Below are 14069 nucleotides of genomic sequence, written 5' to 3'. Positions count from 1 at the left end.
CCGCCAGGGTATCCGCCCGACGGCGGTGCGATGGAACCCATTTCGCCATCTGGGCGTCCCTGTCCACCGGAAGGGAGCCCGAGCATGCCCGCTTCACCGCGTCCGAGCAGGTCGCGTCACCGTCTCCGCGCCCTGGCCGTGTCCGCATGGCGGACAGGCCCGGTCCGGGCGCGTCGCCGTTGGAGCCTGCGCACCCGCTGGACCCGGCGCCGCCGTGCGCTGACCGCCTGCGCGGCGCTGGCCGCGCTGCTGGTGCTGCCGGTGCTGGGCGCGGCGCTCGCGCTGCGCTGGTCGTACACGGGCGATCCGGCGGCCGACGCCCGTACCCGCGGGCGGGACGCCATCTGGCTGGGCCACGCCTGGGTGGACGGGCGGCGCACCGACGCCGACCTGTCGGTGCTGGCGGCGCGGGTGCGCGGCACCGGCATCCACGACCTGTACGTGCACACCGGCCCGCTGGAGCACGACGGTTCGCTCGACCCGAAGCTGGCGCCGGGGGTGGCGGACTTCCTCGGCCGGGCCCGGGCGGCGATGCCGGGGGTGCGGATCCAGTCCTGGCTGGGCGACGTGGTCGCGCCCGAGAAGGAGGGCCTGCACCTGGACCGCCCGGACGTGCGGGAGCGGATCACCGCGTCCGCGCAGCAGGTCCTCGACCTGGGCTTCGACGGCGTCCACTTCGACCTGGAGCCGGTGCACGACGGCTCGCCCGGGTTCCTCGCGCTGCTCGACCAGGTGCACGCGCTGACCGCCGCCCGCTCCGCGCCGCTGTCGATCGCGGCGCCGCAGATCGAGCCGGTTCCGCTGGTCGGGACGGTGAGCTTCGCGCTGACCGACCACGGCAAGTGGTGGAGCGCCGGGTACTTCGCGCAGGCCGCGCAGCGGGTCGACCAGGTCGCGGTGATGTCGTACGACACCTCGATGCCGGTGGAGTCGCTGTACGGCGGCTACGTCGCCCGGCAGACCTCGCTGGCGCTGGCGAACACCCCGCCGGGCGTCGACCTGCTGATGGGCCTGCCCGCGTACTGGGCCGACACGCCGTCGCACCGGGGGGACGCCGAGACGGTCCGGGCCGCCGTCCGCGGGGCCCGTCTCGGCCTCGGCGCGGGCGCCCGGGAGAACTTCGGCCTGGCGCTGTACGTGGACTTCGCCGCCACGCCCGACCACTGGGCGGCGTACCGCGACGGCTGGTGCATCTGACCTCGCGTGTCGTCTTCGGGGCCCCCTGGTCGCGAGCCGGTTCGGGGGGCCTCTTAGCATCGGTTCGGCTCCGCCGTGTGGGGACGGGGCCGGCACCCGAGGGGGAACATCCATGCAAGCCCGCAAGATCGGCGCGGCCGCGGCCGCCGCGGTGGCGGTCCTCGCCGCCCGCGACCTGGTCCAGAAGAAGCACGCCCTGCTGAGGAACTTCCCGGTGCTCGGGCACGCCCGGTACCTGTTGGAGACGGTCGGGCCGGAGCTGCGGCAGTACATCGTGACCTCCAACGAGGAGGAGCGGCCGTTCAGCCGCGACCAGCGGAGCTGGATCTACGCCTCCGCCAAGGAGGAGAACAACTACTTCGGCTTCGGCACCGAGGTCGACGTCGCGGGGGCGCAGGGCCGCGCCTACCTGAAGCAGCGCACCTTCGCCGGGCCGCTGCCGGACGGGCACGACCCGCAGGCTCCGCTGCCGTCGGCGAAGGTGCTGGGCGGGCCGCGCGGCCGGGCGAAGGCGTTCCGGCCGGGCAGCGTCGTCAACATCTCCGCGATGAGCTTCGGCTCGCTCTCGGGGGCGGCCATCACCGCGCTCAACAAGGGCGCGGCGCAGGCCGGCGCGATGCACAACACCGGCGAGGGCGGCCTGTCGCCGTACCACCGCAGCGGCGCGGACCTGGTGCTGCAGCTCGGCACCTCGTACTTCGGCTGCCGCAACGAGGACGGCAGCTTCGACCTCGGAAAGCTCAAGGACGTGGTCGCGGGCGCGCCGGTCCGGGCGATCGAGATCAAGCTGTCGCAGGGCGCCAAGCCGGGCCTGGGCGGCATGCTGCCGGGGGCGAAGGTGACGCCGGAGATCGCGGCGATCCGCGGCATCCCGGTCGGCAAGGACTGCGCCTCGCCGTCGCGGCACTCGGCGTTCGGCGACGTGGACTCGATGCTGGACTTCGTCGAGCTGCTGGCGGCCGAGACCGGCCTGCCGGTCGGCATCAAGAGCGCGGTCGGCGAGCAGGACTTCTGGCAGGAGCTGGCGACGCTGATGGCGCGCGGCGACCGGGGCGTCGACTTCGTGACGGTGGACGGCGGCGAGGGCGGCACCGGCGCGGCGCCGCGGATCTTCGCGGACTCGGTGTCGCTGCCGTTCCGGATGGGATTCTCCCGGGTCTACGGCACCTTCGCCGAGCTGGGGCTGACCGACGAGCTGACGTTCATCGGCTCCGGCAAGCTCGGCCTGCCGGAGAACGCGGCGGTGGCGTTCGCGCTGGGCGCCGACATGATCAACGTGGCGCGCGAGGCGATGCTGTCGATCGGCTGCATCCAGGCCCAGAAGTGCCACACCGACAAGTGCCCGACCGGCATCGCCACCCAGAACCCGTGGCTGGCCCGCGGCGTGGACCCGGCGTCCAAGTCGACCCGGGCGGCGGTCTATCTGCGCACCCTGCGCAAGGAGTTGACGAAGGTGTCCTCGGCGCTCGGCGTCGCCCACCCGTCGCTGATCACGCCCGACGACATCGAGGTGCTGAACGGCGACTACGAGGCCCGCACGCTGGCCGGCGTGTACGGCTACAAGGAGGACTGGGGCCGGCTCGGCCCGGAGCTGGCCGCGGAGATCACCGCGCTGATGACCGGCTCCTCGGCGCTCTGACGTGCCGAGGGGGCCCGGACGCGCGTCCGGGCCCCCTCCGTCGCGGGTCAGCGCAGGTCGAACACCAGGCGGGCGGAGACCTTGCCGGCCAGCACGTCCTCGATGCAGGCGTTGACGTCCTCCAGCCTGCGGGTCTCCCGGATGACGCGGGTCCGGCCGAGCTGGTGCAGGCGGAACACCTCGGCGAGGTCCTGCCGGGTGCCGACGATGGAGCCGATCACCTTGGTGCCGTTCAGCACCGTGTCGAACACCGGCACGGTCAGCTCGCCCTCGGCGGGCAGCGCGACCAGGACGAGGGTGCCGCCGCGGCGCAGCGAGTCGTAGGCGGCGCGGAAGGACGCGTTGGAGACGGCCAGCGAGACGGCCGCGTCGGCGCCGCCGAGCTTCTGCACCTCGTGGGCGACGTCCTGGATGCGGGCGTCGATCACGTGGTCGGCGCCGAGTTCCTTGGCGAGCTTCAGCTTGTCGTCGGTGATGTCGACCGCGACGGTCTCGGCGCCGAAGATCTTCGCGTACTGCAGCGCGAGGTGGCCGAGTCCGCCGATGCCGGAGATCAGCACCCGGGCGCCGGGCCGGGCGCCGGACAGCTTGACGGCCTTGTACGTGGTGACGCCCGCGCAGGACAGCGGGGCGGCGTCCATCGGGTCCACGCCGTCCGGGACGGGCACCACGTAGTCGCCGTGCGCGAGGGCGTACTCGGCGTACGCGCCGTCCACCGAGTAGCCCGAATTGTGCTGGGCCTGGCAGAGCGTCTCCCAGCCGGTGACGCAGTAGTCGCAGCGGCCGCAGGCGTCGGCCAGCCACGGGATGGCGACCCGCTGCCCGACCTCGACGTGCCGGACGTTCGAACCGGCCGCCTCGACGATGCCGACGCCCTCGTGGCCGGGGACGAACGGCGGAGACGGCTTGACCGGCCAGTCGCCGTGGGCGGCGTGGATGTCGGTGTGGCACAGGCCGGAGCACTCGATCCGTACCAGCACCTGGTGCGGCGCCGGGGTCGGCACCTCGCGTTCCTCGATCTCCAGCGGCTCGGTGAACTCCCGGACCACAGCTGCCTTCATGGCCTTCTCTCCTCGCGGCGCAGAGTAAATCTGACAAAAGGGGTATCTCTGCGCACAGCCTGCCGGGGCCGCCCGGGAACCGCGAACGGGCGCGCCGACCGCGACGAAGATCACGTCCCGGCCGTCGGACGGGGCTGACGGCGCATCACGGTAGCGTGGACCAAAGACCGTTATTTCCAGGCGAGTTGGGCATTTCCTGTGCCCATCCCCACACACCCCGGGTACGGAGGACCGACATGACCCGCACACTCCTGCGCGGCGCCGGGACCGGACTGGCCCTGTTCACCGCCGGCCTGCTCCTGGTCGGCTGCCGGCCCGCCGAGCACGCCAGGCCCGCGCCGCCGCCCAGCCCCTCCCCCACCGCCACCCCCTCCCCGGCGGCCTCCCCCACGACCGCCCGGCTCGACGACTCCTACTTCGCCGAGGGCAGCTGCGCCCGCGCGCTCGACCCGGGCGGCAGCGGGACCGGCGCCCACTACGAGATGGTGCCCTGCGACAGCCCCGGCGCCGAGGCCGAGGTCACCAAGCGCAGCGGCGCCCTGACCGGCGTCGCCGCCGCCCTCCCGCACGGCGCGGACTGCCCCGACGGCACCGACGTCGCCCTCGACCTCACCCGGAACGCGCTGACCGACGTCGCCAACAACCGCTCCGCCTGGGCCTGCCTGCGCAACCTCCACGACCCGCACCCCGGCGACCCGGGCGGTGGCGGCGGCGTCGGCATCGTCGTCGGCGACTGCGTCTACGCCACCAAGAGCGCGAGCGGCTCCGACACCGTCGCCGAGACCCGCTGCGACGGGAAGGGCGACCACAAGCCCGAGTACAAGGTCGACAAGGAGTACGTGAAGCAGACCGTGCACCTCAAGGGCAGCACCGAGGCGACCTGCCCCGACGAAGCCACCGTCAGCTTCACCATTCCCGCGCCGCCCGGCACCCTCGCCATGAACCCGACCGTCGCCTGCGCAGAGCCCGTCGACTGACGGATAGGCTGGATCCCTTGCCCGGCCACGGGTGGCATTCAAAGCCCGTAGGCTGGGCAGGTAGGGACCTGGGGGCGGCAGTGCCCCCGCCATGGACGGAGGGAGATGCCGGGTGATCGAGCTGGAAGACGTGCCCGAGTTGATCGACCCGGTGATGATCTGCGCCTTCGAGGGCTGGAACGACGCCGGCGACGCGGCCTCGGCCGCGCTCGGACACCTCGACGAGACCTGGGGCGGCAAGGTGTTCGCCGCACTCGACGCCGAGGACTACTACGACTTCCAGGTCAACCGGCCCACCATCTGGCTCGACGGCGGCGTCCGCCGGATCACCTGGCCCACCACCCGGCTCTCGGTGGTCCGCGTCACCGAGCCCAAGCCGCGCGACCTGGTCCTCGTCCGCGGCATCGAACCCAGCATGCGCTGGCGCTCCTACTGCAACGAACTGCTCGGCTTCGCCCACGAGTTGGGCGTCGAACTGGTCGTCGTCCTGGGCGCGCTGCTGGGCGACACCCCGCACACCCGGCCGGTCCCGGTCTCCGGCGTCACCTCGGACGCGACGGTGGCGCGCAGCCTCGACCTGGAGGAGAGCCGCTACGAGGGCCCGACCGGCATCGTCGGCGTCCTCCAGGAGGCCTGCGCCCACGCCGGCGTCCCCGCCGTCACCTTCTGGGCCGCCGTCCCGCACTACGTCTCCCAGCCGCCCAACCCCAAGGCCACCCTGGCCCTGATCAACAAGCTGGAAGACCTCCTCGACCTGCGCATCCCGCCGGGCGAACTCGCCGACGACGCCCGCGCCTGGCAGCTCGGCGTCGACCAGCTCGCCGCGGAGGACTCCGAAGTCGCCGAGTACGTCCAGCAGTTGGAGGAGGCGCAGGACACCGCGGAGCTGCCGGAGGCCTCCGGGGACGCGATCGCCCGCGAATTCGAGCGGTACCTGCGGCGCCGCGAGAACCAGGGCCCGAAGGGCGAGAAGCCCGTCACGGGGCACGCGACGGAACGTCCCAAGGACGACGAGGACGAGTGAACGCACAGCGGATCGGCCCGAGGACGGTGGTTCTGTCCTCGGGCCGATCCGGCTGTCGGGCGCCTTCCGCTTCGCGCGGTTAGAGGGCGACGCCCAGGAGGGCGTCCACCGCGCGGGAGACCAGGCCCGGGGCGCCGATGTCCTCGCCGCCGTCCGCGTGGGCGGTCGCGGCCCAGCGGTCGACGGCTGCGAGCGCGGCGGGGGCGTCGAGGTCGTCGGCGAGGGCCTCGCGGATCTCCGCGAGCAGCGAGGTCGCGGACGGGCCGTCCGGGCGGGAGACCGCCGCGCGCCAGGTGGCGAGGCGGGTGAGGGCGGCGTCGAGGTCGTCGGCCGTCCACTCCCAGTCGCTGCGGTAGTGGTGGGCGAGCAGCGCGAGCCTGATCGCGGCGGGGTCGATGCCGTCGCGGCGCAGGGCCGAGACGAAGACCAGGTTTCCGCGCGACTTGGACATCTTGTGGCCGTCGAGGCCGACCATCCCGGCGTGCACGTAGGAGCGCGCGTAGGGGTGGGCGCCGAGGGCGACCTGGGCGTGCGAGGCGCCCATCTCGTGGTGCGGGAAGGAGAGGTCGCTGCCGCCGCCCTGGAGGTCGAACTCCATGCCCAGGTACTTGAGCGCGATGGCGACGCACTCGATGTGCCAGCCGGGGCGGCCGTGGCCGAGTTCGGTGTCCCAGGCGGGTTCGCCGGGGCGGGCGGAGAGCCAGAGCAGGGCGTCGAGCGGGTTCTTCTTGCCGGGGCGCTCGGGGTCGCCGCCGCGCTCGGCGAAGATCGGCAGCATCTGCTCGCGGGTGAGCCCGGAGACCTCGCCGAAGTGCGGGTCGGACTCGACGGAGAAGTAGATGTCGCCGTCGACCTCGTACGCGGCGCCGGAGGCGAGCAGCTGCTGCACCAGCGGGACGATCCACGGGATGGACTCGACGGCGCCGATGTAGTGCGCGGGCGGGAGCATCCGCAGCGCGGTCATGTCCTCGCGGAACAGCGCGGTCTCGCGGGCCGCGAGTTCGGTCCAGTCCTGGCCGGTGGCGACGGCGCGCTCCAGGAGCGGGTCGTCGACGTCGGTGACGTTCTGGACGTACAGGACGTCGTGGCCGGCGTCCTTCCAGACCCGCTGAACCAGGTCGAAGGCGTTGTAGGTGGCTGCGTGGCCCAGGTGGGTCGCGTCGTAGGGAGTGATGCCGCAGACGTAGAGCCGGGCGGTCGGGCCGGTGGGGACGACCTCTCGGACACTGCTCGTGGCGGTGTCGTAAATACGCAGGGGAAGCCCCTGACCGGGCAGGGCGGGAACCTCGGAGGTGGGCCAGGCATGCATGGCACCGACTCTAACCGTGCACTGATTTGAAAGACCAACCTGCCGGCATGATCGGCTTGATTCCGCTTGTTCTCTGTTTCGGATCGGTATCAGACCGGCGGCCAGGGAATAGACGGCCAGTCAGCCGACGGCAGCGGATGCCGTCCGGAGGCCAGCAGCGCGCCCGTCCGGGCCCGCAGCGCGTCGAGTTCGGCCGCGGTGAGGTGCGGGCGCAGCCGCTCGCCGAGCGGGCCGTCGAGGTCGGCGGCGAGCTTGCCGAGGACGTCGAGGGCCTCGGCGGTGAGCGGACGGTCGGCCCAGCCCCAGAGCAGGGTGCGGAGTTTTGGCTCGGCATGGAAGGTGACGCCGTGGTCGATGCCGTAGATCCGGCCGTCGGCGGCGGGCAGCCAGTGGCCGCCCTTGCGGTCGGCGTTGTTGAGGACGGCGTCCAGCACGGCGAGGCGGCGCAGCCGTTCGTCGTCGCGGTGCACCAGCCAGGCCCGGCGTCCGCCGTCGAGCTCGGCGCGGACGATGGGGAGCCAGCCGTCGGCCGGGCCGTCCAGGGGCTGGAGGTCGAGGAGTTCGGGGGCCTCGGGGTCGGGTTCGATCCACAGCTGGACCATGCCGGGCCCGGCGGGGCCGTCACGCAGGACGGTCGGCGGGATCAGCTGCCAGCCGGTGGCGGCGGAGACCTCGTGGGCGGCGGTCTCGCGGCCGGCCAGGGTGCCGTCGGGGAAGTCCCACAGCGGGCGTTCGCCGGCGACGGGCTTGTACACGCACGGGGCGGTGACGCCGTCGAGGGTGGCCGTGCAGTAGAGGACGGCGTTGGAGGCGTCGGTGACCCGGCCGTGGACGGCGAGCGCGCCCTCGCGCAGCAGGGCGAGGGCGGCGGGGGTGTCGGCGGCCAGCGCGGCGCTGGTGGCCGGGTCGGTGCCGGGGGCCGGGTCGGTGCCGGGGGCTTCCACGGCCGGCTGCTCGCTCAGCGCCGGTAGCCGTTCGCGCGGGGGCACAGGTGGCCCTCGGGGTCGAGCGGCAGGTTGCAGAACGGGCAGGGCTTGCGGCCCGCCGCGACCAGGTCGAGGGCGCGCTTGGCGAACACCCGGGCCATCGCGCCGCTCAGCCGCACCCGCAGCAGGTCGGGGCCGTTCTCGTCGTCGAAGACCTCGATCTCGTCCTCGTCCTCCGACTCCTCGACGTACGCCTGCGCCTCGATCACCAGGCACTCCTCGCGGGCGTCCCAGGCGAGGGCCATGGTGCCCACCCGGAACTCCTGCTCCAGCGGCAGGTCGAGGGGGGCGGCGTCGAGCAGGTCGACGGGGGCGGCGGCCGGGATCGGGGACTCGCCGGCGCTGCGCCGCAGCGCCTCGTCGAGGACTTCCTCGATGCGTTCGGCGAGGGCGGCGACCTGGGCCTTCTCCAGCAGGACGCTGGTGATCCGGCCACGCGAGGAGGCCTGCAGGTAGAACGCCCGGGCGCCGGGCTGGCCGACGGTGCCGGCCACGAACCGCTCGGGCTGGTCGTAGAAGTGGACCTGACGGGACACGCTGCTCGCTCCGGTACGGGGGTGTGCGGTCTTCTCGATCTCACCCTACGGCCAAACGGCCCTGCCGTGGGGTGCGGGTGGCGCGGATTCCTGCTGGGGCTGTGCCCGCGGTTTCCTGCCGGGGCTCGGGCGGTGGTGCCTGCCCGGGCTCAGGCGGTGGTGCCGGTCTCGCCGCCGACCACCGCGTCGTCGCCGGCCGAGCGGCCGTGCGGGCGCGGGGCGAGCGAGGCGAGGGCGCCGGTGTCGCCGAGGCGCAGCAGGTAGGGGCGGTTCGGGGTGTAGCGGATCGCGGTGACCGAGCACGGTTCGACGGAGATCCGCTGGAAGTGGTCGAGGTGCAGGCCGAGGGCGTCCGCGACGATCGCCTTGATCACGTCGCCGTGGGTGGCGACCGCCCAGAGCGCGTCCGGGCCGTATTCGACGGAGATCTTCCCGTTCCACTCGCGGACGGCGTCCACGGTGCGGTGGCTGAGCGTGCGCAGCGACTCGCCGCCGGGGAAGGCGGCGCCGGAGGCGTGGTCCTGAACGGTGCGCCACAGGGGTTCCTCGGCAAGTTCGGACAGCGGGCGGCCGGTCCAGTCGCCGTAGTGGCATTCGCCGAGCCGCTCGTCGAGGTCGGGCGGGCCGAGTTCGGGGCGGGCGGCGACCAGGGGTTCCAGGGTCTGCCGGCAGCGCTCCAGCGGGCTGCTGACCAGGCGGACGAGCGGCAGGCCGTCCAGTCGGCCGGGCAGGGCGGCGGCCTGGGCGCGGCCGGTGTCGTCCAGGCCGACGCCGGGCGTCCAGCCGGCCAGGATTCCGGCCGAGTTGGCGGTGGACCGGCCGTGACGCACGAGCAGCAGGGTGGGCATACCGCAAGCGTACGGTGTGCGCCCCTCCCGGCGGGCCACGGGTTCGGGTCACAATGGCGGGCATGATCGTGGATTGCGGCACCTATCGGGCCGGCCGGCGCACCGAGGGCCCCGAGGACTATTCGGACGCCCTGGACGCCGTCCGGGCGGCCGGCGACGGCTTCGTGTGGATCGGCCTGGCGGACCCGACGCAGGCCGAATTCGACCATGCCGCAGATGAGTTCGGCCTGCACCCGCTGGCGGTGGAGGACGCGGTGACGGCGCATCAGCGCCCGAAGGTCGACATCTACCAGGACTCGGTGTTCACCGTCCTGAAGACCGCCGGGTACCACCCGCAGGACGAGTCGGTCTCCATCGGCGAGCTGATGATATTCCTCGGCGACTCGTACGTGATGACGGTCCGGCACGGGCCGGAGAGCCCGCTCAAGGACCTGCGGGCCCAACTGGAGAAGCAGCCCGAACTGCTGGCGCACGGCCCCGCCGCCGTCCTCTACGCGATCTGCGACCTGGTGGTCGACCAGTACCTCGACGTGGCCACCGAACTCCAGACCGACCTCGACGAGTTGGAGGCCGAGGTCTTCTCCCCGGGCCGGGTGCGCGGCGCGGCCGAGCGCATCTACGGCTTCAAGCGGCAGGTGGTGAACTTCCGCAAGGCCACCTTCCCGCTGATGGAGCCCGCCCTGCGCCTCACCCGCGTCAACGCCGCCGCCGGCGAGGTCAAGGTGCCCTTCGTCCCCGCCGAACTGCGTCCCTACTTCCGGGACGTCGCCGACCACCTGGCCAAGGTCAACGAGGTGGTGGAGAGCCTGGACCGGCTGCTCTCCGACATCCTCGCCGCCAACCTCGCCCAGGTCTCCGTCCAGCAGAACGACGACATGCGGAAGATCTCCGCCTGGGCCGCCCTGGCCGCCGTCCCCACCATGATCGCCGGCATCTACGGCATGAACTTCGAACACATGCCGGAGCTCCGCCAGCCCTGGGGCTACCCGGCGGCGCTCGGCGTGATGACCGGCGTCTGCGTCGTCCTGTACCGCCTGTTCAAACGCGCGGGCTGGCTGTAGCAGCCGGCCCGCGCGTTCGACGGCGGGTGCTTCGACGGCGGGTGCTCGGTCAGGACTGCTGCTGCCGGCGGCGGCGGGCGGCCACCAGGGCTGCGCCGAGGGCCACGGAGGCCGCGCCGGTGGCGGCCAGGGTGCCGAGCGGGGCGTCGACGCCGGTGGAGGCGAGGGTGCCGGTGCCTGAGGTGTTGGTGCCGGAGGTGTCGGTGCCGGTGCCGGTGCCGGTCGGGGTCGTGTCGGACGCCGGGGTGACGGTGGTGCCGTCGCCCTGGCCGCCCTGGTTCGGGGTGGTCCCGCCGGTGCCGGTGCCGCCGGTGCCGGTGCCGCCGCCGTTGTCGCTGCCGCCGTTGCCGCCGCCCGTCTCGTGGGCGTTGGCGGTGTCCCGGGCCTGGGCCTCGGCCAGGCCGGTGATCAGGAAGGTGTGCAGGGCCTCGGAGGTGTTCGCGTCCAGGGCCGCGCCGGCGGCCTTCCGGACTTCGGCCCCGCCCATCGACATGGCCTGGGAGAGCCACAGCCGGGCGTCGTCGTCGCTGACGGTCTTCAGGTCGGACAGGAAGGCCTTGAGGTCGTCCGCGCTCAGCACCTCGGCGGCGGCCTCGGTGATGGTGGCCGAGCTGCCCGGCCGGACCAGCTGGTGGAGCACCTTCCACCACCGGTCGTTGGCCAGCAGCCTCGGGGCCTCGACCTCCAGGAAGTGGTCGATCGCCGCGTCGTCGCCGTCCAGCGCCTTGCTCGCGGCCTCCGCCAGGCGGCTGCCGGGCGTGGCCTGCTCAAGGATCTGGGAGACCCGGACGCGCTTGTCGCTGCGGATGATCTGCGGCATCTCGACGTCCAGGAAGTGCTTGACGTCCTCGGCCGTGCCGTTCGCCGCCGTCTGGGCGTGCTCGTAGAAGTACCGGCTGTGCCCGGGCTCCGCGATCACCTTGGCCAGCCGGGCGCGCAGTTCGGCCTCCTCCTCCGGCGTGATGCCGGTGGAGGGCGCGGGCGTGGTGGGCCCGGTCTCCGCCGGGGCGTCCGCCGCCGGAGTGTCGGCGACCGGGGCGTCCGGCTGGGACTGCCCGGTCGGCGTGGGCGTCGGTGCAGTGTCGGCGAGCGCCGGGCCGGCGCCGAGGACGGTTGGCGCGGAGACCGCGGCGACGAAGACGGCGGTGGCGATCGAACGACGGATGCTCAACATGTCCCCCTGGAACGGTGGTTCAGACACTCGGCCCCTCGCCGCGGAACAGATGTTCGACGACGGACGCGGGTGATCGTATCGGAACCTACCGACCCGCTGAACAGCGACTTTTCCCCACCCTTGACCGACCGACCGCCCGCCCGCCCGGACCGGACCGGCCCGAGCCAGGGCGTCAACTCCCGCGCACAGCACGGCGACCCGCACACCGAGACCCCGGCCGACCCGGCCGGGCGCGCACTCCGCCGAGGGCCGAAGACCCGGCACAGCGCCGGGTCTTCGCGCCGAACACCACGGCCTCGACGAACCACCCGCAGGTGCCGGTGTCCCTCCCCGATGACGTCCAGGCCGGTCAGGAAGGCCCCGAGCGCGGCCACAACGCCCGTGCCGTCCTCGGCGCCCGCCGGGGCAACCGAGTCCGAGAACTCGGACTTGCCGCATGAATCGAACGTCGTCAAAACTTCGAGCAGTTGCCCAATACGGCTGCTTTCATCGCGCGCTCCGGAGGTAGACATGGCAGACGAGCAGACGAACAACGAAGGCGAAGCGCCCAAGAAGGACGGCGTTTTCAACGCCCAGGAAGTCACCATCGAGGGCGAGGAGCACATCATCATCAGGGAAGACGAAATCACGGGCGTCATCGAGCGCTGACAGGTGATCAACGGCTCCAGCCTTCCGGAAGGAGGTTGGAGCCCGGAAAGTGGACCCGCCCCCTGTGCTTATGCCTCACCAATTCGGGGGGTTTGAATGATCCGGCGACCGGAAAGCGCAGTAGGCCGCCCTAGCGTGAGCCGTGCGTCGCCCATCGAACGGCGACACACCCGGCATTCTTTGAGGAGCGTTGGTGGCCAACTTCCAGCTCGGCGACGTCCCTACGGGCTTCGTGTTCAACGAGAGCGACGGGCTCATCCACTACAGGTACGGGCTTCTCCTGCCCATCCCCCAGCCCAACCAGACGGGCGTGTGGGGGGACGCGTACTTCAGCCTCGGCTCCAGCTGGGTCGATGTGCGGTTGAAGGTGCAGTTCCACAACGGTACGACCTGGCTTCCCGCCAAGGACTGGGACGTCAACCAAGGCGGTGCCCGGGTCACCGAGAAGCTCCCCAAGGGGATCCAGAAGATCCACGTCGGGCGTGTGAAGAAGAGCAGCAGCGACGTGGTGGACGACAACCCGGTCGGCTGGCTCATCGAGTACGTGTAACAGCCACCGGCACCCCGCGCCTCGGACCGGCCTCGCGCCGGCCCGGGGCGCGTCGCATTTTCTCCCCCGCGTCCGGACCTGGCTTGCCGTAGGTGATACGAAATCGTATAGTCCGAACTCATGAAGTCCGAATCCGTGCCATCCGAATGGTCGGCCCTGCTCGCGCTGCAGCGGGCCACGCACGCCACCCTGCACGTACTCGCCGCAGAGCTCGTCGACCTGGATCTGACCCCCTCCGAGATCAACGCGCTGGCCAATCTCGCCGACGGCCGAGGCCGGACCGTCTCTGAGCTCGGCGCGGCAGTGGGCACCCGCCCCACCACGCTGACCAGCGTGCTGGACCGCCTGGAACGACGCGGCCACATCACCCGCGGCACCCGCCCGGGAGACCGTCGCGCAGTGCTCATCGAACTCACCGCCTCCGGCCGCGTGGCCGCCGCCACGATCCGCCAAACCATCACCGACCTGGAGCACCGCGCACTCCACGGCCTGCCGGCCGACGCGATCGCCTGCCTGCGCACCGCACTGCAAGCCCTGACCGAGGTGTCCTCATGACCACCCAGCCCTCCGACTTCAACGCACTGATGGCCGAAGTGACCGCGACCTCCGGGAAGTTCGGCCACCGAGAACACGTGCATCTGACGTGGCTGGCCGTACGACGGTTCGGCATGCCCGCAGCCGTCGGTCTGGTCAGCGACGGCATCCAGCGCACCGCCCGCGACGCAGGCGCACCCCAGAAGTACCACGCGACCGTCAGCCGAGCCTGGGTGGAACTGGTGGACCACTATGCGGCCGAGCACGGCGACGACGACTTCGCCGCGTTCGCCGACAACCACCCCGTCCTGCTCGACAAGCGCCTTCTGACCCGGTTCTACCGTCCGGCGACCCTGGCCGGCGCACAGGCAAGGGCCGGCTGGGTCGAGCCCGACCTCGCCCCGTTCCCGTGGGAGGACACCGACCGGCGGCAACTCCGGGAGGAACAGGCAAGCTGACCGCAACCGGGCAACGGCCGCACCGGTTCAGCAGGCTGTGAAGAACGACTGGGCACCGGACTGGCCA

15 protein-coding genes are annotated in these 14069 nt (G+C 72.4%); 9 read left to right on the top strand and 6 right to left on the bottom strand.

Annotation, left to right across the window (positions count from 1 at the left end):
• The first annotated feature begins 84 nt into the window (after window positions 1-84).
• On the top strand, window positions 85-1197 hold the full coding sequence (locus ACFV4P_RS27035) for a hypothetical protein (protein WP_380475345.1): 1113 nt from the start codon (window positions 85-87) through the stop codon (window positions 1195-1197).
• A gap of 112 nt (window positions 1198-1309) precedes the next feature.
• Window positions 1310-2836 (top strand): FMN-binding glutamate synthase family protein, encoded by a 1527-nt coding sequence (locus ACFV4P_RS27030; protein ID WP_380475344.1) that lies wholly within the window; start codon window positions 1310-1312, stop codon window positions 2834-2836.
• Between the two features lie 47 nt (window positions 2837-2883).
• Here ACFV4P_RS27030 and adhP read toward each other — a convergent pair whose 3' ends face one another.
• Complete coding sequence (adhP, locus tag ACFV4P_RS27025) at window positions 2884-3897, bottom strand: alcohol dehydrogenase AdhP (protein ID WP_380475342.1); 1014 nt, start codon at window positions 3895-3897, stop codon at window positions 2884-2886.
• Window positions 3898-4133: 236 nt separating this feature from the next.
• Between adhP and ACFV4P_RS27020 the strand changes: the two genes are divergently transcribed.
• Window positions 4134-4874, top strand: a complete 741-nt coding sequence (locus ACFV4P_RS27020; RefSeq protein WP_380475340.1) for a hypothetical protein — start codon at window positions 4134-4136, stop codon at window positions 4872-4874.
• A gap of 112 nt (window positions 4875-4986) precedes the next feature.
• Window positions 4987-5898 (top strand): PAC2 family protein, encoded by a 912-nt coding sequence (locus ACFV4P_RS27015; RefSeq protein ID WP_380475338.1) that lies wholly within the window; start codon window positions 4987-4989, stop codon window positions 5896-5898.
• A gap of 79 nt (window positions 5899-5977) precedes the next feature.
• On the opposite strand, the gene mshC is transcribed toward ACFV4P_RS27015, so the two are convergent.
• The 4 genes from mshC to ACFV4P_RS26995 all read right to left on the bottom strand — a co-directional run bounded on the left by mshC (window position 5978) and on the right by ACFV4P_RS26995 (window position 9577).
• Window positions 5978-7207, bottom strand: a complete 1230-nt coding sequence (gene mshC, locus ACFV4P_RS27010; protein ID WP_380475336.1) for a cysteine--1-D-myo-inosityl 2-amino-2-deoxy-alpha-D-glucopyranoside ligase — start codon at window positions 7205-7207, stop codon at window positions 5978-5980.
• 89 nt (window positions 7208-7296) lie between these two features.
• The gene (locus tag ACFV4P_RS27005; protein WP_380475334.1) at window positions 7297-8151 is read right to left on the bottom strand and encodes an SCO1664 family protein; all 855 of its coding nucleotides are present in this window, start codon (window positions 8149-8151) and stop codon (window positions 7297-7299) included.
• A gap of 14 nt (window positions 8152-8165) precedes the next feature.
• Entirely contained in the window at window positions 8166-8729 is a 564-nt protein-coding gene (locus ACFV4P_RS27000; RefSeq protein WP_380475332.1) for a DUF3090 domain-containing protein, read from the bottom strand.
• Window positions 8730-8878: 149 nt separating this feature from the next.
• Window positions 8879-9577: a histidine phosphatase family protein gene (locus ACFV4P_RS26995; protein ID WP_380475330.1), complete on the bottom strand. Its 699-nt coding sequence runs from the start codon at window positions 9575-9577 to the stop codon at window positions 8879-8881.
• A 62-nt stretch (window positions 9578-9639) separates the two neighbouring features.
• Here ACFV4P_RS26995 and ACFV4P_RS26990 point away from each other — a divergent pair, with 62 nt between their 5' ends.
• Entirely contained in the window at window positions 9640-10638 is a 999-nt protein-coding gene (locus ACFV4P_RS26990; RefSeq protein ID WP_380475328.1) for a magnesium and cobalt transport protein CorA, read from the top strand.
• Between the two features lie 49 nt (window positions 10639-10687).
• Here ACFV4P_RS26990 and ACFV4P_RS26985 read toward each other — a convergent pair whose 3' ends face one another.
• On the bottom strand, window positions 10688-11809 hold the full coding sequence (locus ACFV4P_RS26985) for an ALF repeat-containing protein (RefSeq protein WP_380475326.1): 1122 nt from the start codon (window positions 11807-11809) through the stop codon (window positions 10688-10690).
• A gap of 513 nt (window positions 11810-12322) precedes the next feature.
• Here ACFV4P_RS26985 and ACFV4P_RS26980 point away from each other — a divergent pair.
• The 4 genes from ACFV4P_RS26980 to ACFV4P_RS26965 all read left to right on the top strand — a co-directional run bounded on the left by ACFV4P_RS26980 (window position 12323) and on the right by ACFV4P_RS26965 (window position 14002).
• A complete protein-coding gene (locus ACFV4P_RS26980; protein WP_380475324.1) occupies window positions 12323-12460 on the top strand; it encodes a hypothetical protein in 138 nt (45 codons plus the stop codon).
• A 193-nt stretch (window positions 12461-12653) separates the two neighbouring features.
• Window positions 12654-13010 carry a hypothetical protein gene (locus ACFV4P_RS26975; protein ID WP_380475322.1) on the top strand — a complete coding sequence of 119 codons (357 nt, stop codon included), beginning with the start codon at window positions 12654-12656 and terminating at the stop codon, window positions 13008-13010.
• A 120-nt stretch (window positions 13011-13130) separates the two neighbouring features.
• Complete coding sequence (locus ACFV4P_RS26970; protein ID WP_380475320.1) at window positions 13131-13565, top strand: MarR family winged helix-turn-helix transcriptional regulator; 435 nt, start codon at window positions 13131-13133, stop codon at window positions 13563-13565.
• Window positions 13562-14002: a hypothetical protein gene (locus ACFV4P_RS26965; RefSeq protein WP_380475318.1), complete on the top strand. Its 441-nt coding sequence runs from the start codon at window positions 13562-13564 to the stop codon at window positions 14000-14002. The genes ACFV4P_RS26970 and ACFV4P_RS26965 overlap by 4 nt, the downstream gene beginning before the upstream one ends.
• The last annotated feature ends 67 nt before the right edge of the window (window positions 14003-14069 follow it).

This window comes from Kitasatospora sp. NPDC059795 (assembly GCF_042732175.1).
Lineage (GTDB): Bacteria > Actinomycetota > Actinomycetes > Streptomycetales > Streptomycetaceae > Kitasatospora.
This window is presented reverse-complemented; position numbering and strand designations above follow the sequence as displayed.

Coding starts and splice junctions, on each gene's coding strand:
- ACFV4P_RS27035 (WP_380475345.1), top strand. CDS start 85: ATGCCCGCTTCACCGCGTCCGAGCAGGTCGCGTCACCGTCTCCGCGCC.
- ACFV4P_RS27030 (WP_380475344.1), top strand. CDS start 1,310: ATGCAAGCCCGCAAGATCGGCGCGGCCGCGGCCGCCGCGGTGGCGGTC.
- adhP (WP_380475342.1), bottom strand. CDS start 3,897: ATGAAGGCAGCTGTGGTCCGGGAGTTCACCGAGCCGCTGGAGATCGAG.
- ACFV4P_RS27020 (WP_380475340.1), top strand. CDS start 4,134: ATGACCCGCACACTCCTGCGCGGCGCCGGGACCGGACTGGCCCTGTTC.
- mshC (WP_380475336.1), bottom strand. CDS start 7,207: ATGCATGCCTGGCCCACCTCCGAGGTTCCCGCCCTGCCCGGTCAGGGG.
- ACFV4P_RS26995 (WP_380475330.1), bottom strand. CDS start 9,577: ATGCCCACCCTGCTGCTCGTGCGTCACGGCCGGTCCACCGCCAACTCG.
- ACFV4P_RS26990 (WP_380475328.1), top strand. CDS start 9,640: ATGATCGTGGATTGCGGCACCTATCGGGCCGGCCGGCGCACCGAGGGC.
- ACFV4P_RS26980 (WP_380475324.1), top strand. CDS start 12,323: ATGGCAGACGAGCAGACGAACAACGAAGGCGAAGCGCCCAAGAAGGAC.
- ACFV4P_RS26970 (WP_380475320.1), top strand. CDS start 13,131: ATGAAGTCCGAATCCGTGCCATCCGAATGGTCGGCCCTGCTCGCGCTG.
- ACFV4P_RS26965 (WP_380475318.1), top strand. CDS start 13,562: ATGACCACCCAGCCCTCCGACTTCAACGCACTGATGGCCGAAGTGACC.